The following is a 24,940-nucleotide window of genomic DNA, read 5'->3' as shown; positions in this document are numbered from 1 at the left end:
TTAATAAAGATGATTTTAAAGCGATAATTGACGCAATTTAATGGATAATATTTATATATCATATACATTTAAAATACACCCAAAAGAACCAGCAACCGAAATTTTGGTTGCTGAGTTGGGTGAAATTGGTTTCGAAAGTTTCGTTGAAAATGATGATGATTTAATAGCATACATTCAACAAACAGATTGGAATGAAAATATTTTAGACGATGTTTTTATTTTAAATTCTAATGAGTTTTCTATTTCTTATGAAATGGAAGTAATTGAACAAACCAATTGGAATAGTGAGTGGGAGAAAAATTTTAATCCAATTCAAGTAGATAATTTGGTAAGTATTAGAGCGCCATTTCACGAAAACCCAAATTTAAAATATGATATTGTAATTGAACCAAAAATGAGTTTTGGAACCGGTCACCACGAAACTACTCATATGATGGTTCAGCATTTGTTAGATCTTGATTTAACAAATAAAAAAGTGTTAGATATGGGTTGTGGAACTGGAATTTTAGCCATTTTTGCTGAAATGAAAGGAGCAAAACCTATTGATGCTATTGATATTGATAATTGGTGTTACCAAAATTCATTAGAAAATATTGAGCGAAACAACTGTTCAAATATTGATGTTTATGAAGGAGACGCATCGTTATTAATCAACAAAAAATATGATGTTATTATAGCTAACATTAATAGAAATATTTTGCTGAATGACATGCAATCGTATATGAATTGTTTAAATGATGATGGCATTATTTTATTTAGTGGTTTTTATAAAGAAGATATTCCAATTATTGATGCTGAAGTATCTAAGTATCAGTTTAAAATAGATAAAATTATTGAACGAAATAATTGGGTTGCTTTGAAGTATCAAAAATAATATTTAGCTTAGCAAAATGAGTACACAAAGAAAAATACAAGAAGAGGTTGATGTTTTAGAACAAGAAAAAACTCTAAACGAGATTGTTTTATTTAATGATGATGTAAATACTTTTGATCACGTTATAGATTCACTTATTGATATTTGCGATCATACTCCAGAGCAAGCAGAACAATGCGCTATGCTAGTTCACTATAAAGGAAAATGTACCGTAAAAACAGGTGAATATAACGATTTAAAACCACGTTGTACGCAGCTTTTAACAAAAGGATTATCTGCTGAAATAATTTAAAAAATCAGCCTAAAAATACTTAAAAAAAGGTTGTTTAAAAAGTATTGAAACTGTCATTCTGATTTTTTTTTCAGAATTTTATCATAGCAATTCTCTATTACTATGAGACCTAAATAAAGTTTAGGTTGATGAAAGTTTCACTTTTTAAACAACCTTTTTTTGTTTTATAAAGGTATATTTCCGTGTTTTCTATTTGGTTTTACAACTTCTTTACCTTCTAGCATTTGAAAAGTTTTTATTAATTTTCTGCGTGTATTTTTTGGGTTTATAACTTCATCAATAAATCCGCGTTTAGCAGCTCTGTATGGATCTGCAAATTTAAAAGCGTATTCAGCTTCTTTTTCGTTTAATTTTTCTTCTGGGTTTTCAGCTTCTTTTATTTCCTTTTTAAATATAATTTCAGCAGCACCTTTTGCACCCATTACCGCAATTTCAGCTGTTGGCCAGGCAAAATTCATATCCGCTCCAATATGTTTAGAATTCATTACATCATAGGCTCCGCCATAGGCTTTTCTTGTAATTACAGTAACTCTTGGTACAGTTGCTTCACTTAAAGCATATAATAATTTTGCGCCATTTTTAATAATTCCGTTCCATTCTTGATCGGTTCCAGGTAAAAATCCAGGAACATCCACTAAAACCAACAGAGGAATGTTAAAACAATCGCAAAAACGTGTAAATCGGGCTCCTTTTACCGAGCTGTTTACATCTAAACAACCTGCTAATTGTAAGGGCTGATTAGCTACAATGCCAATACTTCTACCAGCTAATCTGGCAAAACCTACAATAATATTTTCTGCAAAATCTTTATGAATTTCAAAAAAAGAATCTTCGTCAATAATTCCCTTAATTACTTGATGCATATCATAAGGTTTTGATGTATTTGCAGGAACTAAGTATTCAAGTTCTTCTCTTACTTCACTCTTAATTTCAAAAGGTATTTTTTTAGTAGTTTCTTTATTGTTTTGCGGTAAATAACTTAATAGTTTTTTAAGATCATCTAGGCAATCAATATCATTAGAAGCAGTTTTATGTGTAATTCCAGATTTTATAGCGTGAGCGCTTGCTCCACCCAATTCTTCGGAAGTAACTATTTCATTAGTAACAGTTTTTACAACATTTGGTCCCGTAACAAACATATAACTGGTTTCTTCTACCATTAATGTAAAATCTGTAATAGCAGGTGAATAAACAGCTCCGCCAGCACAAGGGCCCATAATTGCTGAAAGCTGCGGTACAACTCCTGAGGCTTGTACGTTTCTAAAGAAAATTTCGGCATATCCGCCTAAAGATTCTACGCCTTCTTGTATACGAGCACCTCCAGAATCGTTTAGACCAATAATTGGGGCTCCAACTTTAATTGCCTGATCCATTATTTTACATATTTTTTCGGCGTGAGTTTCTGAAAGTGATCCACCAAAAACCGTAAAGTCTTGTGCAAATACATATACCAATCTTGAGTTGATTGTGCCGTAACCTGTAATTACGCCATCTCCAAAAAATACTTGATCTTCCATACCAAAATCGGTACATCTGTGGGTAACTAAAATTCCCATTTCTTCAAAAGAGTCTTCATCTAGCAGGTAAGTAATGCGCTCTCTAGCAGTTAATTTTTTCTTTGCATGTTGCTTTTTTATTTTTTCTTCTCCACCACCTAAATATGCTAATGAAATTTTGGTGTTTAATTTATTTATTTTTGCTTCCATATTACTTTAGAATTAATTGGTTGGGAGTTTTAATATTGATTGCTCATTTATATGCAGATTTAATGCAAATAAAGCAGCAATTTTAGCCTCTTCTTCTATTTGTTGTTGTAATTTTTCGGGAGAATAATAGTCTTTTACAAAATGGGTGTTGAAATTTCCAGATCGGAATGCATGGTGTTCACAAACAAATTTTCCAAAAGGAAGCGTTGTACTCGCTCCAATAATTTGGTAGTTATCTATAGCCTCTATCATAAGTTGTATTGCTTCTTGTCTGGTTTTTCCATAAGTAATTAATTTTGCAAGCAATGGGTCGTAATAAATGGGAATATCTATGCCTTCTTCAAAACCGTTATCCACTCTAATCCCTTCTCCAACGGGAATTTTATAAGTAGTTAGTTTTCCTATACTTGGTAAAAAGTTATTTAAAGAATCTTCTGCATAAACTCTTAATTCTAGTGCATGACCTTTTATTTTTAAATCGTTTTGAGTGATATTTAATTTTTCTCCTCTCGCTATTTTTATTTGAAGTTCAACTAAGTCAACTCCAGTAATAAGTTCGGTAACAGGATGTTCAACTTGTAATCGAGTATTCATTTCTAAAAAGTAAAAATTTAGCTCTGAATCTACTAAAAACTCTACTGTGCCTGCACCTAAATAATTACATGCTTTAGCAACGGTAATTGCGGTATTTCCCATCTTTTCTCTTATTTCTTCTGTTAAAATAGAGGAAGGTGCTTCTTCAATTACCTTTTGATGACGGCGTTGTATACTGCATTCTCTTTCAAAAAAGTGAAGAATATGTCCATGACTATCAGCTAGTACCTGAATTTCTATATGTCGCGGAGAAGTTATATATTTTTCTATAAAAACGGATCCATCACCAAAAGCAGATTCAGCTTCGCTTATAGCACGTTTCATTTGTTCTTCAATATCATGTTCGTTTTCAACAATTCGCATACCTTTTCCACCACCACCTGCAGATGCTTTTATTAAAACTGGAAATCCAATTTGTTTGGCTATTTCTATTGCTTCTTTTGCGTTGTTAACAGGTCTGTCTATACCTGGAACCATTGGAATATTATAACTTTTTACAGCTTCTTTAGCGGCTAATTTACTACCCATAATTTTAATAGTGTCGGATTTTGGGCCAATAAAAATGATACCACTTTTTTCTACTTGTTCAGCAAATTTTGCATTTTCACTTAAAAAACCATAGCCAGGATGAATGGCATCTACATTTAATTTTTTTGCCTCTTTAATTATTTTATCTCCTAATAAATATGATTTATTAGATGGCGGTTCACCAATACAAACCACTTCATCGGCAAATCTAACATGTAAAGAATTTCTATCGGCAGTTGAATAAATAGCCACTGTTTTAATGCCCATTTTTTTAGCTGTTTTCATTATTCTTATAGCTATTTCTCCACGATTTGCAACTAATAATTTTTTCATAATAATTTAAGTTTAGAACATTTTTATGTTGAAAAATAGATTGTTTTATTCAAGCTCAATTAATAGTTGACCTTTTTCTACAGTAGATGCTATAGTTGTTTTTATTTTTTTAATGATTCCATTTTTATGTGCTGTAATTGCATTTTCCATTTTCATAGCTTCTAATAGTAAAAGAATTTCTCCCTCAACTACCTGCTGATTTTCTTTAACCATAATATTTAAAATAATTCCGGGCATTGGAGCTTTAATTTCATTAGATTTTTTTAAATGACCGTGCGAAAAACCTAATTCTTTAATTATAGAATCCAGTTCATTTGCAATTTTTATAGTATACCTGTTTTTATTTACTTGAACGGTATATTCTCGTGCATTGAAATTGGATTCTACAGTTTGAAGATTAAAAGATTTGTTGTTGTGAATTACATTAAAAATAAAATTTGAAAGCTGTTTAACATCTAATTTAGTAGCCTCAGATTTTTCAATGAAGAACTGGAAATCTTCGTTAACATTTATTGTGAAATTATTTTCCATAGAAATTTATTTAAATGATGTAATTAAAAAATGGCTCTTGTTTATAAAGTTATAGAATATTTTTTAAACAATCATATTTAAAACGTTGATTTTGTGTTTGTACCGAGTTATATAAAGATGTTTTTTATATCGTGGTTTTTAAGGATAGAATTAAGCACAAATAACGATTTGATTTTTAGTTGTTTATTGTTTTAAGGTGTGTTATTTTGATATAAAATATCAACTTAAACGTTTTCGAAGTTAATTTAGTGTATAATTAAGAGAAGATTGTTGTTGTATTTTTCAAATATAAAATGCATATTTGATTTTATTAATGTTAACAAAATTATTATGGGTTTAAAGAAACAATTTTTAAAAAGTAAGCCAATTTGTAAGGTAACTTTTTCATTATCGGAAGAAGAAGCGAAAGGAGCCAAAAAAGTTGATCTTTTAGGAGATTTTAATGATTGGAATACCAAAAAGGCTATTGCACTTAAAAAGAATAAAAATGGATCATTTAAAGTAGTACTTGATCTGGATGTTGAAAAAGAATACCAATTCAAATATTTATTTGATGGTGCTCAATGGGAGAACGATTGGGATGCAGATAAGTATGTTGATAATGGAATTGGAGAAGAAAATTCAGTTGTAGTGGTATAAATATCATATTATTATATAAACAAAAAAAAAGAGAATTCGTTAGAATTCTCTTTTTTTTTACTACTAACTAAAAAAATCAAAAACATTACTTAAACTGATTAAGTAATTGAATTATGATGTAAAAGTATCTGGTTTTTTCATGTTATTCTATGACTTTTGTCAGTTAATCTTAAAATAGTTGAATATTTTATTAAATAGGAGTCTGTTTTTTTTAAAAAAAGAGGATGTCTGCGTGCAATTTTCTGGTTTATTTTCTCATGTGTATCTGGTTAATGTGCAGTAAATCAATAAAATATATTTAAGTGTTTAGATTATTAGTAGGAGATTTTTGGGTATGCTATTTTTTTAAAGGATTTTTTATTTTTTTTCTAATATTTATATAAATCTTTGTTTTTCTACATTCTAAAATCATAATTTAACTTTTTTGGATTAAAATTCTTGTAATAATAGATGGTTTGATAACTTAAAATATTAGATAGATACATTATGATAAAAATTGACTTAAATTATGTAATACTATAATTAGGCGTTAGGGATAGCAATAAAATGCTAACAATAATAGTGAGGACTTGAAATAGATAACCCAATAGGAGGAAACATACATGTAAAAGTAGGTTGTGAGTGCTATTTATTAAATGTATTTTTGCCATTCTAAAAATAAAAGAAATGAGTTTATCAAAAGAATTAATTGCTAGAAGTGAATCTAAATGTGAATTATGCGGGGCAACGGAAAATTTAGTTGGTTTTGAGGTAGCGCCAAGTAATGAAAGTATTGTGGCGTGCAGTGTTTGTGTAAATCAGATTGAAAATGAAGATGCTGTTGAAGTGAATCATTGGCGTTGTTTAAATGATAGTATGTGGAGTCAGGTTCCTGCTGTTCAGGTAATGGCATGGCGTATGTTAACAAGATTAAGAGCGGAAGGTTGGCCACAAGATTTATTGGATATGTTATATTTAGATGATGAAACTTTGGCTTGGGCAAAAGCTACAGGTATTGGAGAAAGTACTGCTGATAAAATTATCCATAGAGATAGCAATGGTGTTATTTTAGAAGCTGGAGATTCTGTTGTTTTAATAAAAGATTTACCAGTGAAAGGTTCTAGCATGGTTGCAAAAAGAGGTACTGCCGTTAGAAGAATTTCTTTAGACCATGAAAATGCAGAATATATTGAAGGAAAGGTAGATGGGCAGACAATTGTTATAATTACAAAGTTTGTAAAGAAAATTTAAGTGAAATACTAAATTTGATAAAAAAAGCCTGTAAATTTTAAATTTACAGGCTTTTTTACTATATTTAATACTGAATATGAGAGAAATAGAAATAATAATATTTATTGAAAATAGTAATAAATTTTAATTTTCAATTCAGTTAAATTTCTCAATTATTATTAAATGCATAAAACCGTTCTACAAACCATAAACTTTAATTATTATGAAGAAATCTTTATTTATTTTATTTGCATTGCTATTTAGCTGTGTATTTGTTAATGCACAAGAATTTACTACGCACGAGTATAGAACTGTTGCTCCCGAAAATATGAATGAGTATATTAAAAGAGAAGTGCTTTATTGGAGTAAATTTGCTGAAAGTGAGATGAAAAAAGGAAATTTAACTTATTGGGCTGTATTGGAAAGAGTTGGCGGAGAAAACCAATTAAATGAGCCGAATATATTAAGAATTAATACGTTTGTAGATATTGATAAAGAAGTGGATTGGACAAGTATTACAAAACTTTTTCCAACTATGAGATTTGTTGATTTGGATGCAAGACAAATAAGTAAGACTACCGATAAAATTTTTCTAAGAGATTTAGGCAATCATATTCAAGCGGAAAAAGTTGTTCCTGAAAAAGACTTCAAATATATGCGTGTTAATTACCATAATATGAAAGATACTTGGTGGCATTTAAATTTTGAAGCTGAGCACGTAAAACCATATTTTCAGAAAGCAATGGATGATGGAAAAACAAGTATTAAAGGATGGGGAAATTCTTTAATTTTAACTCCTAAATCAGATGGATTTCAATATAAAACCCATTCTTACGAGTTCTTCTCTTCGTTAAAAGACGCTTTAGGTCCGAATGATTTTCCAGACTTAGATTTTCCGGAAAATTTTTATAAACAATATTTGGAAAATTATGTAGGAGAAAGAAATGTAAGAATATATAAAGTAATTAAATTTATTGATGTTAACGATATTGTGAAGCAATAAAAAAAGAATAAAAAAAGCCAGTAATTTAAATTACTGGCTTTTTTTATTTCAATTAATTTGTTTTAAAATTAAATTAAGATTTTGACATTTCTGTAAAATATTTGTAGAACAAAGGAATTGTTTCAATTCCTTTTAAATAGTTAAATACTCCAAAATGTTCATTTGGAGAGTGAATAGCATCACTATCTAAACCAAATCCCATTAAAATAGTTTTGCTTTTTAGTTCTTTTTCAAATAAAGCAACAATAGGTATACTTCCTCCAGAACGTTGTGGAATAGGAGCTACACCAAAAGTTTCTGCATACGCTTTATGGGCTGCTTTATACCCAATATTATCTATTGGAGTAACATAACCTTGTCCGCCATGATGTGGTTTTACATTTACTTTAACCGATTTTGGAGCAATACTTTCAAAATGATTTTTAAATAATTCTGTAATTTCTTTCCATTCCTGATTTGGAACTAAACGCATGGATATTTTAGCATACGCTTTGCTGGCAATTACTGTTTTTGCACCTTCACCAGTATAACCACCCCAAATTCCGTTAACGTCTAATGTTGGACGAATAGAATTTCGTTCGTTTGTTGTATATCCTTTTTCACCATATACATCATCAATATCCAAGGCATTTTTATAGTTTTCTAGTGAAAATGGTGCTTTTGCCATTTCAGCTCTTTCCTTTTCTGATAATTCTTGAACCTTATCATAAAAACCAGGAATTGTTATATGATTGTTTTCATCGTGTAGTGAAGCAATCATTTTAGTTAAAATATTAATAGGATTGGCAACAGCACCACCATACAAACCCGAGTGTAAATCTCTGTTTGGACCAGTAACTTCTACTTCAACATAACTTAATCCACGCAAACCAGTTGTAATAGACGGTTGTGTGTTAGAAATCATACCAGTATCAGAAATTAAAATAACGTCGTTTGCTAACTTCTCTTGATTTCTTTCTACAAACCAAGCTAAACTAGAAGATCCAATTTCTTCTTCACCTTCAATCATAAATTTTACGTTGCAAGGAAGCGTATTGTTTTGGGTCATATATTCTAACGCTTTTACGTGCATATACATTTGACCTTTGTCATCACAAGCGCCACGCGCAAAAATAGCTCCATCAGGATGTTTAGCGGTTGTTTTAATAACTGGCTCAAACGGAGGAGAATCCCATAAATTTATTGGGTCTGCTGGTTGAACATCATAATGTCCATATACCAAAACTGTTGGTAAATTGTTATCTATAATTTTTTCGCCATAAACAATAGGATAACCTGGAGTATCGCAGATTTCTACAAAATTACAACCTGCTTTTTCTAAAGCTAATTTTACAGCGTCTGCAGTGTTTAGTACATCTTGACTATAGGCAGAATCTGCACTTATAGATGGTATTTTTAGTAATTCAATAAGTTCATTAATAAATCTGTCTTTATGCTGATTTACATATGATTTAATATTTTCCATTAAAATTGTATTTATTTTAATCAAAATTACGTAATTTTTTTTTGATTAAAATTGATAAATATTTTTTTTAATAACTCCTTTGCTATTTGTAAGTATTGTGTATATTTGCACCCACAATTACCACGCGGGCGTGGTGGAATTGGTAGACACGCCAGACTTAGGATCTGGTGCCGCAAGGTGTGGGAGTTCGAGTCTCCCCGCCCGCACAATAGAAAGCTTCTCAAATTGAGGAGCTTTTTTTTGTTAAATTAAGTTTTTAACGCCATTTAAAAGCACCTATTTATGGGTTATATGGTTTGTTAAATTGTGGCTCTTATTTGCGTTTAATTTTATGCATAGTAGGTAGTCTTTTAAAATTTTGATATACGGTAGTTACTAATAATAGTTTTAAAGCACGTTTTTATAGCAAGTTTAGTATTGTTATTTTACAATTATTCTTGGAATGTTTAACGGAAGTCTTGTTAAAAGTTCGTAATTTAAAAGGTTACTTTGTTCGCTAAATGAATTTACAGAAATGGATTTATCGTGTTGTTTGCCAATTAAAATAACTTCATCGCCTTTGGAAATTTTAGAAGAGTTTGTGCTAACAGTAAGGCTATTCATGTTTATTGTGCCAACAATTTTAGCTAATTTACCATTAATCAATACCGATCCAATATTGCTTAAACTTCTACTATAACCGTGTGAATAGCCAACTGGAATTATGGCTAAATTTAAGTTTTTTAAGGCAAGATAACTTGTGCCATAACCTACAAAGTTTCCTTTATTAATTTGTTTTACGGCTAAAACTTTAGTTTTCCATTTAATAATGCGTTTAAGTAAATTGGGGGTTTTTTCACCTTCACCACAATACTTTATATGTGTTTCTTTGTTTGGCCAAAAGCCATATTGTAAAATTCCAATTCGTACCATGTTGCCTTGGGTTTCTGGATAATTTATTAAAGCAGCAGAACAGGAGGTATGATGGTAAATTGGATGTAGATTTTTACTTTTAAAGAGTTGGTGGGCAATATTAAAATTTTCAATTTGTTTTGAAACTCGAAAATAGTTTGCCTGACTTTCAGCACCTGCAAAATGTGTAAAAAGTCCTTGAAGGGTTATGTATTTTAAATTGTTGTTGATGATTTCGCAAACCACAGGAACTTCAGACAGCTCAAAACCTGTACGCACCATGCCAGTTTCAATTTCAATATGAATTTTAGCTTTTTTATTTAATTTATTGGCAACTTTTATTGCTTGGTCAAGTCTTTGATAGTCAAAAACAGCAAATTCTATGTTGTTTTCTATAGCCCAGTCAATAGCCTCTCCTTCAATGGCTCCCATGATAAAAATATCAGGAGTTTTATCAATGTTTTTAACTATTGTATAAGCTTCATCAGCTGAATGAACTGCAAAATAATCTACACCTAAACTTATAGCCATTTTTACAAATTCAGGAATTCCATGTCCGTAGGCATTGCCTTTTACAACGCTGCAAAAACGAACACCTTTTTTCATTCTTTTCTTTATAAATTTTAGATTGTTTTTTAAAGCTGCAGTACTTAATTCTATGGTGGAAGATTGGAACATTGTTAATTTTTTAAATTGGTATTAGTTATTATTTCCTTAAATATAGTAACTCCAGTTTTTAATAATTCATCAGGGAAATCGTAATCAGGATTGTGTAATGCTGGAGTATTTAATCCACTTCCAATACCAAACATACATCCTTTGTACAATGATGTAAATAAGCCAAAATCTTCTCCCCATTTAAAAGGAGTAGGGTTTTTAATGATAGAAAAATTGTTTGTTTCTGCACACTTAACTACTAAATCTGTAGCAGCTTTGTTATTTATGTTTGCACTAAAAGTTTGTGTAAAGCTAAAGCTGCAGATTAAATGTTGTTGTTTAGAAATTTTGGTTGATAATTCTATAATTTCTTGTTGAAGTTTATATAAATTTTCGTCATTCCAGCATCTAAGTGTAAAATGTATTGTAGCTTTTCCAGCTGAAATTCCGTAGGCTTTTTTTCCTAATTTCATATAAACGGGTGTTATAATTCTCATTTTTTCATTGGCTACATCTTTTATTTGTTTGGTTAAACTTTCATTTATTATTTGAGCTACTGCAATTGCAGGATTTATACCTTTTTCAGGTTCGGCTGCATGAGAAGTTTTCCCTTCAAGGTTTATAATTATACTAGTTACGGCTGCGGTAAATGTATTTTCTCTAACTACAATTTGGTTTAGTGGGTAGCCTGGTAAATTATGAAGTGCAAATACAAAATCGGGTTTTATATGTGCTAATTTTTTATCAGATAACATTGCTTTTGCTCCTTTTCCATTTTCCTCTGCTGGTTGAAATAATAGATGAATTTTTCCTTTTAAAGGTATATTGTCTGATAAATATTGAGCTACGCCACATAAAATTGTACTATGACCATCGTGACCGCATTTATGAGAAACATTGGTGTGTACAGAAGCGTGACTAAAATTATTGGTTTCCTTAATTGGTAAAGCATCTAATTCTGCCCTAAATAATATTTCTTGGCCCTTTTCAAAAGAATCCCAAGTAGCCAAAATACCATAACCACCTATGTTTTTAGTTATTGAGATTGGGTTGCAATTTTTTATAAAATTATATACTGACCTAGAAGTTTCTTTTTCTTTCCCAGAAATTTCAGGATGTTTATGTAAGTATTTTCTGAATTCTTGTAATTGTTGGTAATTAATTGGCATTTTAAATATAATTGAAGATTATTTCTAGTATAATTTGGTTTTAATATACTAAAAGAAAAATTTCACTGTTATCTCACTTTATACAACCAGTTGTGGAAACAATAAGACTTATTATGTTCGAATGCAAATACGTTCAAAACAAGTATATGCTAAGATATAAAATCTAGAGGTTAAAAACTATAAATTAGCAATTGGTTTATAATTAAAAATCTTGTTTAGATTAGTTTTAATCTTGCTTTACTGATGTATTTTATGATGGTATAAAATAAATATATAAGTTATTTTGTTGGTGTTAAAAGGTTGTGTTTTTTGGATTGGATTCTTTTTGTTTTAGAATTAATCTTAATAGTGTTTTGTGTTGTTTATTTTTAGTAAGTTAGCGATTTGTAAAAATAAATGTAAAATTAACACTTAATATTTTGTATTGTTAAAATTATGGACTTTACCCAAGAAACGTATAATTTAGTTATAGATTCTCCAGGAAGAATAAATATTATAGGTGAGCATACAGATTATAATAACGGATTTGTTTTACCAACTGCCATTGATAAAAAAATACAATTTAAATTTAGAAAAAATAACTCGCCATCAATTTGTAATGTGTACAGCGCAAATTACAATACTAGCTTTTCATTTGATTTAAGAAATATAAAGCCAAGTTTACAACAATGGGAGAATTATATTTTAGGAGTTATTTACGAAATTCAGCAATTATCAAACAAATTAGAAGGGTTTGATTGTGTTTTAGAGAGTAATATTCCTGTTGGATCAGGTATTAGTTCTTCAGCAGCATTGGAATGCGGTTTAGCTTTTGGATTGAATGAGATGTTTAATTTAAAACTATCAAAAATTTCTTTGGTTAAAATTGGCCAGCGTGCAGAACATAATTATGTGGGTACAAAATGTGGAATTATGGACCAGTTTGCATCGGTAATGAGTAAAGCCGGTCACGTTATTTTATTAGATTGCCAAAGCCTTGAGTATAGCTATGTTCCAATTGATATTAATCCTTATAAAATTTTGTTGTTAAATACAAATGTTTCGCATAATTTAGCATCCGGTGAATATAACCTCCGTAGGCAACAATGCGAGGATGGTGCTAAAATTATTAGTAAAAAATATCCAAAAGTAAATTCATTAAGAGATGTTTCTTCAGAAATGTTGTTAGAGTTTAAAAATGAATTAGATACGGTTACTTTTAACAGATGTTATTATGTTGTTGATGAAAAGGAACGTGTTTTAAATACAGTTGAAGCTTTAAAAAATAATAAGCTTAACATTGTTGGAAAAAACATGTATAAAACCCACGAAGGATTATCAAAGTTATATGAAGTTAGTTGTCCCGAATTAGATTTCTTAGTAGATTTTTCTAAAAACTACAGTAAAGTTATAGGAGCAAGGGTTATGGGAGGTGGATTTGGTGGTTGTACAATTAATATTGTGCACAAAGATTTTATTGAACAGTTTACAAAACAAGCTTCTGAAGCCTATTTTAAAAAGTTCAACATTAAACTAACAGCTTTTGAGGCTATGCCAAGCGAAGGCACAAGTATTGTAAATAACTAAATTAAATATATATAAATTATGACAACACATTTTGAATTCTGGGATTATTTCATATTTATAGCATACGCCGTGCTAATTTTGGGTGTAGGTTTATGGGTTTCCAGAGATAAACAAGGCCATGAGAAAAATGCTGAAGATTACTTTTTGGCAAGTAAATCGTTGCCTTGGTGGGCTATTGGAGCAAGTTTAATTGCGGCTAATATTTCGGCAGAACAGTTTATTGGAATGTCAGGTTCTGGTTTTGCACTTGGTTTGGCAATTGCTTCTTATGAGTGGATGGCTGCTATTACTTTAATTATAGTAGGTAAATATTTTTTACCAATTTTTATAGAAAAAGGATTGTATACAATTCCAGAATTTGTTGAAAAACGATTTTCTACAAATTTAAAAACAATATTAGCGGTATTCTGGATTGGTTTATATGTATTTGTAAACTTAGCTTCTGTATTGTATTTAGGAAGTTTAGCTTTAGAAACAATTATGGGTATTCCAATGATTTACGGAATTATTGGTTTGGCCTTGTTTGCTGCAGCGTATTCTTTATATGGTGGACTTTCAGCCGTAGCTTGGACAGATGTTATTCAGGTAATATTTTTAGTTTTAGGAGGTTTAGTTACCACCTATATTGCTTTAAATACGGTTTCTGGCGGAGAAGGAGTTATTGCAGGAATTAAAACTGTTTATGAAGCTACTCCAGAAAGATTTGCAATGATTTTTGATGAGTCTAATGCATATTATGACATGTTACCTGGAATTGGAGTTTTAATTGGTGGAATGTGGGTTGCTAACTTATATTATTGGGGATTCAACCAGTATATTATTCAAAGAACCTTAGCGGCTAAATCTTTAAGAGAAGCTCAAAAAGGTATTTTATTAGCTGCAGGATTAAAATTAATTATACCAGTTATTGTTGTTGTTCCTGGAATTGCGGCATATGTTATGGTTAATGACCCTGAAATTATGGCTAGATTAGGAGATGCTGCTTTAAAGAATTTGCCTTCTTTAGAACAAGCAGATAAAGCGTATCCTTGGTTATTACAATTTTTACCTACAGGAATGAAAGGTGTGGCTTTTGCAGCTTTAGCAGCCGCAATTGTATCGTCATTAGCATCAATGCTTAACTCTACATCTACCATTTTTACAATGGATATTTATAAACAATATATAAATCCAAATGCAAGTGATAAAACAACAGTAAATGTTGGTAGAATTTCTGCTGCAGTTGCTTTAATTATTGGAAGTATTATGGCTCCATTATTAGGAGGTATTGACCAAGCATTTCAATTTATACAAGAATATACAGGAATTGTAAGTCCAGGTATTTTAGCAGTATTTATGTTAGGTTTATTTTGGAAAAAAACTACCAACAAAGCAGCTATTGTTGGTGCATTAGCATCAATTCCAATTGCAATGTACTTTAAAATTGCCCCAAACGGATGGTCTACAAGCCCAATTTTTGTAAACATTCCTTTTATGGACCAAATGGCTTACACTGTATTGTTAACGGCAATTGTAATTGCAGTGGTTAGTTTATTACAAAATAAAGGACAAGATGATGCTAAAGGTATTCCTATTACAAAACAATTATTTAAAACATCTCCAACCTTTAATATTGGTGCCTTTGCAATTATGATTATTTTAGTTGCTTTATATGCAATGTTCTGGAATTAATTTTAAAATAATTTATTTTAAAAAAGGGACTTTCTATCTTTAGAAAGTCCCTTTTTTATTTCATTCTACTAATGTTTCATATTTAGTTTTACCTAATTAAAGGCAATGTAATTAAGAGTATTTTTTTAATGGATGATATAATGTAATTATTCGCTAATTTTTTGACAAAATTTAATTACAAAAGAGCAAAGTAGTTGGTTAACTTTGAATCTTAAATTTTAAGGAATAAATAAAATGAAGCTAAAAGTAATTAGTTTATATATATTTAATGTATTTATTGTGTGCAATTTTTATGGATGTAAAGTTTTAGAAGATAGCACCAAAATTGCCAAAGAATCCGAAAAAGCATTAGAAATAAAACAACAATTATATAAAAAATTAGTAGCAATTTCTAAAAAAGGAATTGCCATTGGTCATCAAGATGATACCTCGTATGGTTTAGGTTGGAACCACAAGAATAATCCAAAAATTACCAAAAGTGATGTTGAAATAGTTACAGGAGATTTCCCTGCTGTTTTTGGTTTTGACTTAGGTTGGATAGAAATTGATAAACCCTACAATTTAGATACGGTTCCATTTCAATCAATGAAAAAATTAATTATTGATGCACATAAAAAAGGAGGTATAATTACTATTAGCTGGCACGCTAATAACCCTGTTTCTGGAGGAAGCTCTTGGGATAAAACTTCCGCTGTATCGCAAATAATAAAAGGTGGAATTGAACGTGAAAAGTACGAAGTTTGGGTATCTAAAGTAGCCGCATTTATAAAAGATTTAAAATATCAAAATAAACCTATCCCAATTATTTTTCGACCATTTCATGAAATGAACGGCTCTTGGTTTTGGTGGGGAGGTGAAAATTGCAAACCAGAAGATTATAAAATATTATGGCGTGAAACAGTTGATTTGTTAAAAAACAAACATAAAATACACAGCCTTTTATATGCCTTTTCTCCAAATAAATTAGGTAAAAATGATCAGTATTTAGATTATTATCCGGGCGATGAATATGTAGATATTTTAGGAATGGATATTTATGATTTTAATGATTCTGAAGAATATATGAAATCCGTAAAACATGATTTGGCAATTTTGAAAGAAATAGCCACTCAAAAAAATAAGTTATACGCATTTACTGAAACTGGTTTGGAATCTCTTAAAACTAAAAACTGGTTTACAAAAGTATTATACCCAAGTATTGAAAATACTGGAATATGTTGGGTGTTAACTTGGCGAAATTACGACACTAAACATCATTATATGCCTTATAAAGGGCACTTAAACGAATTGGATTTTATCGAGTTCGAAAAATTACCTAAAACTTTATTTTTAAAAGATATTAATTCCTTAAACTAACTTATGAAATTATTACACTCAGTAGATATTTTAATTATTGCCATTTATTTAGTAACCATTGTTGTTATTGGACTTGTTTTAAGAAAAAAGGCTCAACAAAGTAAAGATGACTACCTTTTAGGAGGAAAATCAATTCCTTGGTACTTGTTAGGCTTGTCAAACGCCTCAGGAATGTTCGATATTTCTGGAACAATTTGGCTAGTTACCTTAATGTTTGTTTACGGAATTAAAAGTGCTTGGATTCCTTGGTTATGGCCCGTTTTTAACCAAATATTTTTAATGGTTTATTTGTCTAAATGGCTTCGAAGATCCAATGCAACTACAGGTGCAGAATGGATTGGAACTCGTTTTGGATTTAAAAAAGGAGCTAAATTATCGCATATAGTAGTGGTGGTTTTTGCTTTAATTATGTGTTTGGGTTATTTGGCTTATGGATTTATTGGTTTAGGTAAATTTATTGAAATATTTATTCCTTGGGAAATTGTTAGTAATTATGTTCCCTTTGCTGTTTCTCCAGAATTTGTGCCGCATTTCTACGGAATAATTTTTACTTGTTTTGCTGTTTTTTACTCATTACTAGGAGGAATGTCAGGTATTGTTTGGGCAGATGTTGTTCAATTTGGAATTATGACGGTTGCTGCCTTAGTAATTGGTTTTTTAGGTTTTCAAGCGGTAGGAGAACATATTTTAGATGTTCCTGAAGGTTGGCTAAGTCCTACTTTTGGTTGGGAATTAAATATGGATTGGAGTGCTATTATTCCCGAAGTGAATGAAAAAATTCAACAGGATGGATTTGGATTATTTACCATATTTTTTATGATGATGGTGTTTAAAGGTGTACTTGTAAGTATTGCAGGTCCAGCACCAACGTATGATATGCAAAAAATTCTTTCTTCAAAATCAGCTGAAGAAGCATCTAAAATGAGTGGTTTTGTATCGGTTGTTTTAATGCCAATTCGTTATTTAATGATTGCTGGTTTTGCTGCCTTGGCTTTAATTTATTACGAAAAATTAGATTTAATAAATTCAACTGGCGATATAGATTTTGAACTTATTTTACCAACCGCTATAAAACAATTTGTTCCAGTTGGCTTGTTAGGTTTATTGTTGGCTGGTTTAATTGCTGCTTTTATGTCCACTTTTGCTGGTACTTTAAACGCTGCACAAGCATATTTGGTAAACGATATTTATTTAAAGTATAAAAATCCCGAAGCTAGCAATGTTCAAATTAAAAACATGAATTACCTAACAGGAATCATAGTTGTTGTAGTGAGTATTGTTTTAGGGTTATTTGCTAAGGATGTAAACTCTGTTTTACAATGGATTGTGTCTGTATTATACGGAAGTTATGTTGGTGCAAACATTTTAAAATGGCATTGGTGGCGATTTAATGGCGAAGGATTTTTCTGGGGAATGACTGCCGGATTAGTTTCTGCTGGTATTATTCCTGAATTATTCCCTAATGTTTTAGGCTTGTATTTATTTCCTATAATTCTTCTAATTTCGTTAATAGGGTCAATTATTGGAACTTTTATTGCCCCTCCAACAAATGAAACTATATTAATGGAATTTTATAAAAATGTTCGTCCTTGGGGATTTTGGAAACCTATTCACGATAAGTTAGTAGCTCAAGATCCAACCATCAAAAAAAATAACGATTTTGGTAGAGACATGTTTAATGTTTTTGTGGGTATTATAGCTCAAACATCGTTGGTAGTATTGCCTATGTATATCATTTTCAGACAAAATACACCTGTGTATATTTCAATAGCAATATTAGTAGTATGTGCATTTTTATTGAAAAAGTTTTGGTGGAATAAGTTAGGCGAAAAATTAGATTAATTATGAAGTTAAAAAATAAAAGTTTTCAAAAGGAAATTAAACGTTTCAATAAATTAATAGAGAAAAAAAACAAACCTGTTTCACATTCAAATGGAGTTTATCAACGCTATAAAAATCCAATTGTTACCGTAAATCATGTACCTATTCATTGGCGCTACGATTTAAATCCGGAAACAAACCCATTGTTTTTAGAGCGAATTGGGGTAAATGCAGCATTTAATGCAGGTGCAATAAAGTGGAATAATAATTATGTTGTATGCGTTCGTGTGGAAGGAGTAGATAGAAAGTCCTTTTTTGCTATCGCAGAAAGTCCAAACGGAATCGATAATTTTAAATTTTGGGATAAACCTTGTGTAATTCCTCAAATTGATGGAAATCCAGATACAAACGTATATGATATGCGTTTAATAGCCCACGAAGATGGTTGGATTTATGGAATTTTTTGTACGGAACGGAAAGATCCAAATGCACCATTAGATGATACAAGCTCTGCAATTGCAAACGCAGGAATTGTTAGAACCAAAGATTTAATTTATTGGGAACGATTACCAGATTTGGTTTCAACTTCTGGCCAACAACGAAATGTAGTATTACACCCAGAATTTGTAAACGGAAAATATGGTTTATATACACGTCCGCAAGATGGTTTTATAGAAATTGGAAATGGTGGCGGAATTGGTTTTGGTTTGGTAGATGATATGACCAATGCTGTGGTAAAAGAAGAAAAAATTATTAATAATAAAATTTATCACACCGTTTATGAATTAAAAAACGGCTTGGGTCCAGCGCCTATAAAAACAACAAAAGGTTGGCTGCATTTAGCACACGGAGTTAGAAATACCGCTGCTGGTTTACGTTACGTTTTGTATATGTTTATGACCGATTTAAATGATATTACTAAAGTAATTCATCAGCCAGCAGGCTATTTTATGGCGCCAAATTATAAAGAAACCTTAGGCGATGTTTCTAATGTATTATTTTCAAATGGATGGATAAACGATACTGATGGAACGGTATATATTTATTACGCTTCGTCAGATACTCGTATGCATGTTGCAGTTTCATCTATAGACAAATTAGTAGATTATGTTATTAATACTCCAGAAGATAAATTTACTTCAGCAGGTTCAGTGCAAACTATTATAAATTTAATTGAAAAAAATAAAGGACTGTATTAATGCAAACACTAATTAACCATATTTTAAATGATTCGGAAATTGAGTTAAAAAATATTTTAAACTATTGGACTACACAATCCATAGACGAATTAAATGGTGGTTTTGTTGGGCAAAGAGATTATTATAATAATGTTGTTGAAAATGCTTCAAAAGGAATTATTTTAAATTCAAGAATTCTTTGGACATTTTCGGCGGTTTCTAATCATTATAAAGTAAATAATTATGCTACGTATTGCAATCGTTCGTATAATTATTTAAAAGACTTTTTTAAAGATGAACGTTATGGCGGAGTTTTTTGGGAATTAGATGCAACCGGAAAACCAATTAACAAAAGAAAGCAAGTATACGCTCAAGCTTTTATGATTTATGCTTTGTCCGAATATTATCAATTTTCAAAAAAAGAGGAGGTTTTAAATTGGGCAATTGAAATTTATAATTTGATTGAAAAACACGCAAATGATGCTGTTTTTAATGGATATATTGAAGCTTTTAATGAAGATTGGTCTTCAATTGAAGATATGCGTTTAAGTGATAAGGATGCCAATGAAGCAAAAACAATGAACACGCATTTACATGTTTTAGAAGCATATACTAATTTGTATAAAGTATATAAAAATGATGCTTTAAAAAGAAATTTAACCAACTTAATTCAGCTTTTTTTCGATAAATTTTTGAATGTAGATACTCATTTTCAATTATTTTTTGATGAACAGTGGAACGCAAAAGGAACCATAATTTCTTATGGGCACGATATTGAAACTGCTTGGTTGTTAATTGAAGCAGCTAAAGTTGTTGAAGATAAAAAGTTAATTGCAAAAACAGAAAGTTTAGCTATTACTATTGCCAAAACATTTATAAAAGAAGGAATTGATATAGATGGTGGCGTATTTTATGAATTTCAACCTGAAACAAATAGTTTAGATTCAGATAAACATTGGTGGCCACAATCTGAAGCTATGGTAGGTTTATTGTACGCTTATAAAATTTCTAATGACGAAAAATACTTGAAAAAAACAGTAGAGATATTAAGTTTTATTCAAAATAATATTAAAGATATAAAACATGGAGAATGGTTTTGGAAAGTGAATAAAAATGGAGAGCCAGACCGCAATCAGTATAAAATGGGGATGTGGAAAGCTCCATATCATAACTCAAGAGGTTTTATAATGCTTCAGAAATTGCTAACTTCTTAATTTAACTAACCATGAGAAATTATTTCATTTTTGTAATTGTTGTATTTGTATCCCTTTCTAGTAGTGCACAACACACAATAAAAAATACAATAAACAATGTTGAACTTATTACTGTAAAAGATTCAAAATTTTTTAAAGGAGATAAGCCGTATTATTTTATTGGTGCAAATTATTGGTATGGACCTTTAATTGGAGCAAAAAACGGGGGAGATAGAGCTCGTTTGTTGAAAGAATTAGATTTAATGAAAGCCCAAGGAATTGATAATCTTAGAATATTAGTTGGTGCTGAAGGAGATGGAGGAGATTCACGTGTTCATCCAGCTTTGCAATATGAACAAGGTAAATACAACAATGAATTGTTAGATGGTTTAGATTTTTTAATGGCTGAAATGCGCAAAAGAAATATGTATGCTGTTTTGTATTTAAATAATAATTGGATATGGTCTGGTGGTATGTCGCAATATTTAGAGTGGAATGGCTACGGAACAGTTCCCAATCCTTTTTTGCCAGATTATTCTTGGGATGATTATTTGAATTATACAAAACAGTTTCATAGCTGTATACCTTGTAAAGAAGCTTTTTATAAACATGTTAAGTTTATTATGGAACGTACAAATGCGTACACAAATATTAAATATATTAATGATAATGCAATTATGTCATGGCAGGTAGCAAATGAGCCAAGAGTTTTAATATCTCCAGATCACGAAACTGCTTTTGCTGATTGGTTAAATAAAACTGTAGATTTAATAGAAAGTTTAGATAGTGTTCATTTAATTTCTACAGGAGCAGAAGGGAAGGCGAGTTATTTACAAGATATAGCAATGTACCAACGCCTACATTCCAATAAAAATATTGACTATTTAACAATGCATATGTGGCCAAAAAATTGGGGTTGGTATTCTATTAATAATGAAAAAACATCAACAATAACATCTATTCAGAACGCCAATGCTTATTTGGATGAGCATATTTTAGTAGCTCAAAAAATGAAAAAACCAATTGTAATGTCAGAGTTTGGATTTCCACGTGAAAAGGAAAGTTTAAATCCTACTTCTTCAATAACAAATAGAGATAATTTTTATAAAGCCGTAATTGATAGAATTACCCAAAGTAAAGTAGAAAAAGGTGTTTTAGCAGGACTTAATTTTTGGGGCTTTGCTGGCTTTGCAAAAACAAATTCAGAAAATGGAAAGTGGCTTCACGGAGATGATTTTACCGCAGATCCTCCACAAGAACCTCAAGGCTTAAATTCAGTATTTGCATCTGATATTACTACATTAAAATTGATTAAAGATGCAAACCTATTGTTAATTGAATAACTGTACTAAATATATAATTATGAAAAAAAATGTAATCATTATTAGCTTACTTATTTTAGTGAATTCCTGTAAAGTGGCGGTTGAAAAAACTTCAATAAGTGAAAATATACGAGTTAATCAGGTTGGATATTACCCAAACGGAACTAAACAATTTGTTGTTACTGATATTCGTGCAAGTTCATTTAAAGTTGTGGATGAAAATAATAAAGTTGCTTTTAAAGGAGAATTGGAGAATAAAGGAATTTGGGAAGCATCTGGAGAACAAGTATATTTTGGAGATTTTAGTATGTTAAAAAGTCCTGGAGTTTATAGTATTATTGTAAATGATACACTTCAGTCGTATTCATTTAAAATTAAAGAAAACTTATACAAGGATGCATTATATGCAGCTGTTAAAAGTTATTATTTTCAAAGAAGTTCATTTGCTATTGAAAACAAATTTGGAAGTATTTATAGCCGTGAAGCGGGACATATGGATACTGCAGCGGTTTTTCATCCATCTTCTGGGCACAGTAAAGGAACTTTAAATTCGACAGGAGGTTGGTATGATGCAGGTGATTATGGAAAATACATTGTAAATGGTGCTATTAGCGTTGGTCAAATGTTACAACTTGTAGAGCAGTATCCAATGGCTATATCAGATAATAGTTTAAATATTCCAGAAAGTGGAAATGGTGTATCAGATTTATTAGATGAGTTAAAATATGAATTAGATTGGATATTAACTATGCAAGATGTAGATGGCGGAGTATATCATAAACTAACATCTAAAACTTTTTGTGGTTTTGTAATGCCAAAAGATGATACAGATGAGCGCATGATAATTGGAAAAGGAACAGCAGCAACCTTAAATTTTGCAGCAGTTTTAGCTCAGGCATCGCGAATATTTCAAAAAGTAGATGCTAATTGGTCTGTAAAAGCATTGGAAGCTTCTGAAAAAGCGTGGAATTGGGCTGTTAAAAATAATAATGTACCTTTTAATAATCCGGCAGATGTTAGCACTGGACCTTATGACGATACTGTTTTTTCTGACGATTTTTATTGGGCTGCAACTGAATTGTTAATTACAACTAAAAAAGAAGCGTATAGTACGTATTTAACTGAAAATGAAGAACCTTTCATTCACGAATTAACCAATAGCTGGAAATTTTTTGTACGCAATATTGCTTTTCAATCTTTAGTAGAAAATAAAGAAGTTTTGGACGAATCAACAGCAACTTTAATGGTAAGTAATCAACTAAAGTTGGCAGATGAAATTTTATTAAAAATTAGTAATAATCCATACGCTATTGCTTTAGATAGATTTGAATGGGGATCAAACAGTGATTTATTAAATCAGGCAATGGTTTTATGTGTTGCACACCGACTAAGTAATGATGAAAAGTATGTGGTTGGGGCAGAGCAAATAACAGATTATATTTTTGGGAAAAATGCAACTGGATATTGCTTTTTAACAGGTTTTGGAACAAAAAAAGTACAATTTCCACATCACAGACCGAGTGGAGCTGATATTGTTGTAGAACCTATTCCGGGTTTTGTAGTTGGCGGACCTAATAAAGATAAGCAAGATGCCAATGAGGTTAGTTACGCTTCAATATATCCTGCAAAGTCGTACCAAGATGTTGAAAGTAGTTACGCTTCAAATGAAGTGTGCCTTAATTGGAATGCGCCTGCTGTTTATGTTTTAGGTTATTTAGAGCAAGTAAGAAAGTAATTATAAATAAAATAAAAAAACCACCAAATCACAATTGTGATTTGGTGGTTTTTATTTGGGTTATATTAGCTTAATTAACTTTTATTTTTAATGTAGTAGTAATATTATTTGAAGCATTTCCAACATAAATTACATAAGTACCTTTTTCTAAATTCCAATCGTTATTTTTTTCATCAAAAAAAGATAAATCACTGCAGTTTATTGCTATTTCAACTTCTTTTGAAGTGCCTTTATCAACAAAAACTTTTTCAAATCCTTTTAATTCTTTTAAAGCTCTGGTTACTTTTGAACCTTTTTTTCCTACATATACCTGAACTACTTCAGCACCATTAATAGTACCTATGTTTTTTACGGTTGCTTTAATTTTTATTTCATCGGTTGAATTGTAAACTGATTTATCTGTTTTTACTGCTGAAATCTCAAAATTTGTGTACGATAAACCTTCGCCAAATGCAAAAAGTGGTTCAATTTTTTTAGTATCGTGCCAACGGTAGCCTATTAAAATATCTTCTTTATAAACTTGTTTAATACTATCACCAGGATAAGAGATTTCTCCAAAGAAATGTGCTGCATTATCACTTAATTTTTTAGGAAAAGAAAAAGGTAATTTTCCCGAAGGATTAACATCTCCACTAATAACATCAGCAATTGCATTACCGGCTTCACTACCTAAATACCAAGTTTGCATTAACGCTTTTATGTTGTTAATCCAAGGCATTTCAACAGCGTTACCACTTACCAAAACAACTCCTACATTTTTATTTACTTTTAATAATTCATTTAATAACTCATTTTGACCAAAAGGCAATTCGAATTCTTGTCTGTCGCCACCTTCACAATCTTGCAAATGATTTTTATTTAATCCACCAAAAAACAATACAACATCTGCTTTTGAAGCAACTTCAATAGCTTCATTTTTTAATTTTTCAGCATTTAAATTTGATGGAATTACTTTTTGATACACTGATGGTCCAGAAGCATAACCCATTGCATGTACAATAGTTGCGTTTTTAAAACGTGCTTTTAATCCGTTTAAAGGCGATATTTCGCTTTTAGCTTTTAATTCTGAAGAGCCACCACCTTCAGTTAACGATTTTGTGGCGTTTTCACCAATTACGGCGATTGTTATTTTTTTAGATGGATCTATTGGGAAGAATGAATTTTCATTCTTTAACAACACAATTCCTTCTCCAGCTATTTTACGCGC

The 24,940-nt window shown here is 30.6% G+C and carries 20 protein-coding genes and 1 tRNA gene; 14 read left to right on the top strand and 7 right to left on the bottom strand.

Annotated elements, in window-relative coordinates:
• The first annotated feature begins 40 nt into the window (after positions 1 to 40).
• Positions 41 to 874 (top strand): 50S ribosomal protein L11 methyltransferase, encoded by an 834-nt coding sequence (gene prmA / locus ABY298_RS06745; RefSeq protein WP_372745248.1) that lies wholly within the window; start codon positions 41 to 43, stop codon positions 872 to 874.
• Positions 875 to 890: 16 nt separating this feature from the next.
• Positions 891 to 1,166, top strand: coding sequence for an ATP-dependent Clp protease adaptor ClpS (locus ABY298_RS06740; protein WP_372745247.1), 276 nt, complete (start codon positions 891 to 893; stop codon positions 1,164 to 1,166).
• Positions 1,167 to 1,330: 164 nt separating this feature from the next.
• Here ABY298_RS06740 and ABY298_RS06735 read toward each other — a convergent pair whose 3' ends face one another.
• From ABY298_RS06735 to ABY298_RS06725, 3 genes are read right to left on the bottom strand one after another with little or no spacing between them, the layout of a single operon-like run.
• Positions 1,331 to 2,872 carry an acyl-CoA carboxylase subunit beta gene (locus tag ABY298_RS06735; RefSeq protein WP_372745246.1) on the bottom strand — a complete coding sequence of 514 codons (1,542 nt, stop codon included), beginning with the start codon at positions 2,870 to 2,872 and terminating at the stop codon, positions 1,331 to 1,333.
• Between the two features lie 12 nt (positions 2,873 to 2,884).
• Positions 2,885 to 4,327: an acetyl/propionyl/methylcrotonyl-CoA carboxylase subunit alpha gene (locus ABY298_RS06730; protein ID WP_372745245.1), complete on the bottom strand. Its 1,443-nt coding sequence runs from the start codon at positions 4,325 to 4,327 to the stop codon at positions 2,885 to 2,887.
• Positions 4,328 to 4,372: 45 nt separating this feature from the next.
• A complete protein-coding gene (locus ABY298_RS06725) occupies positions 4,373 to 4,858 on the bottom strand; it encodes a biotin/lipoyl-containing protein (RefSeq protein WP_372745244.1) in 486 nt (161 codons plus the stop codon).
• Positions 4,859 to 5,188: 330 nt separating this feature from the next.
• Between ABY298_RS06725 and ABY298_RS06720 the strand changes: the two genes are divergently transcribed.
• The 3 genes from ABY298_RS06720 to ABY298_RS06710 all read left to right on the top strand — a co-directional run bounded on the left by ABY298_RS06720 (position 5,189) and on the right by ABY298_RS06710 (position 7,709).
• Positions 5,189 to 5,497, top strand: a complete 309-nt coding sequence (locus ABY298_RS06720) for an isoamylase early set domain-containing protein (protein ID WP_372745243.1) — start codon at positions 5,189 to 5,191, stop codon at positions 5,495 to 5,497.
• Between the two features lie 666 nt (positions 5,498 to 6,163).
• Entirely contained in the window at positions 6,164 to 6,727 is a 564-nt protein-coding gene (locus tag ABY298_RS06715; protein ID WP_372745242.1) for a PhnA domain-containing protein, read from the top strand.
• 202 nt (positions 6,728 to 6,929) lie between these two features.
• Positions 6,930 to 7,709, top strand: coding sequence for a hypothetical protein (locus ABY298_RS06710; protein ID WP_372745241.1), 780 nt, complete (start codon positions 6,930 to 6,932; stop codon positions 7,707 to 7,709).
• A gap of 73 nt (positions 7,710 to 7,782) precedes the next feature.
• Here the strand turns inward: ABY298_RS06710 and ABY298_RS06705 are convergent, their stop codons facing one another.
• On the bottom strand, positions 7,783 to 9,174 hold the full coding sequence (locus ABY298_RS06705; protein WP_372745240.1) for a dipeptidase: 1,392 nt from the start codon (positions 9,172 to 9,174) through the stop codon (positions 7,783 to 7,785).
• A 124-nt stretch (positions 9,175 to 9,298) separates the two neighbouring features.
• Between ABY298_RS06705 and ABY298_RS06700 the strand changes: the two genes are divergently transcribed.
• Positions 9,299 to 9,380, top strand: a tRNA-Leu gene (locus tag ABY298_RS06700).
• A 214-nt stretch (positions 9,381 to 9,594) separates the two neighbouring features.
• On the opposite strand, the gene alr is transcribed toward ABY298_RS06700, so the two are convergent.
• Together alr and ABY298_RS06690 are read right to left on the bottom strand one after the other, a co-directional pair.
• Positions 9,595 to 10,743, bottom strand: a complete 1,149-nt coding sequence (gene alr / locus ABY298_RS06695) for an alanine racemase (RefSeq protein ID WP_372745239.1) — start codon at positions 10,741 to 10,743, stop codon at positions 9,595 to 9,597.
• Positions 10,744 to 10,745: 2 nt separating this feature from the next.
• A complete protein-coding gene (locus tag ABY298_RS06690; RefSeq protein WP_372745238.1) occupies positions 10,746 to 11,891 on the bottom strand; it encodes an amidohydrolase in 1,146 nt (381 codons plus the stop codon).
• A 435-nt stretch (positions 11,892 to 12,326) separates the two neighbouring features.
• Between ABY298_RS06690 and galK the strand changes: the two genes are divergently transcribed.
• From galK to ABY298_RS06650, 8 genes are all read left to right on the top strand, one after another.
• Complete coding sequence (galK, locus tag ABY298_RS06685) at positions 12,327 to 13,457, top strand: galactokinase (RefSeq protein WP_372745237.1); 1,131 nt, start codon at positions 12,327 to 12,329, stop codon at positions 13,455 to 13,457.
• A gap of 18 nt (positions 13,458 to 13,475) precedes the next feature.
• Positions 13,476 to 15,128 (top strand): sodium/sugar symporter, encoded by a 1,653-nt coding sequence (locus ABY298_RS06680; RefSeq protein WP_372745236.1) that lies wholly within the window; start codon positions 13,476 to 13,478, stop codon positions 15,126 to 15,128.
• Between the two features lie 234 nt (positions 15,129 to 15,362).
• Positions 15,363 to 16,484, top strand: coding sequence for a glycoside hydrolase family 26 protein (locus ABY298_RS06675; protein WP_372745235.1), 1,122 nt, complete (start codon positions 15,363 to 15,365; stop codon positions 16,482 to 16,484).
• Between the two features lie 3 nt (positions 16,485 to 16,487).
• The gene (locus ABY298_RS06670) at positions 16,488 to 18,326 is read left to right on the top strand and encodes a sodium:solute symporter family protein (RefSeq protein WP_372745234.1); all 1,839 of its coding nucleotides are present in this window, start codon (positions 16,488 to 16,490) and stop codon (positions 18,324 to 18,326) included.
• Between the two features lie 2 nt (positions 18,327 to 18,328).
• Positions 18,329 to 19,504 carry a glycosidase gene (locus tag ABY298_RS06665; protein WP_372745233.1) on the top strand — a complete coding sequence of 392 codons (1,176 nt, stop codon included), beginning with the start codon at positions 18,329 to 18,331 and terminating at the stop codon, positions 19,502 to 19,504.
• Entirely contained in the window at positions 19,504 to 20,697 is a 1,194-nt protein-coding gene (locus ABY298_RS06660) for an AGE family epimerase/isomerase (RefSeq protein ID WP_372745232.1), read from the top strand. The genes ABY298_RS06665 and ABY298_RS06660 overlap by 1 nt, the downstream gene beginning before the upstream one ends.
• Positions 20,698 to 20,708: 11 nt before the next feature.
• Complete coding sequence (locus ABY298_RS06655) at positions 20,709 to 22,019, top strand: beta-mannanase (RefSeq protein WP_372745231.1); 1,311 nt, start codon at positions 20,709 to 20,711, stop codon at positions 22,017 to 22,019.
• 19 nt (positions 22,020 to 22,038) lie between these two features.
• Positions 22,039 to 23,733, top strand: a complete 1,695-nt coding sequence (locus ABY298_RS06650) for a glycoside hydrolase family 9 protein (protein ID WP_372745230.1) — start codon at positions 22,039 to 22,041, stop codon at positions 23,731 to 23,733.
• A gap of 70 nt (positions 23,734 to 23,803) precedes the next feature.
• On the opposite strand, the gene ABY298_RS06645 is transcribed toward ABY298_RS06650, so the two are convergent.
• Positions 23,804 to 24,940, bottom strand: a 1,137-nt coding sequence (locus tag ABY298_RS06645; protein ID WP_372745229.1) for a glycoside hydrolase family 3 C-terminal domain-containing protein, incomplete at its 5' end; no start/stop codon positions are given.

It is taken from the genome of Lutibacter sp. (assembly GCF_041596795.1).
Classification (GTDB): Bacteria; Bacteroidota; Bacteroidia; order Flavobacteriales; family Flavobacteriaceae; genus Lutibacter.
Note: the sequence above shows the minus strand (reverse complement) of the source record. Positions and strands in the feature narration are given on the sequence as shown.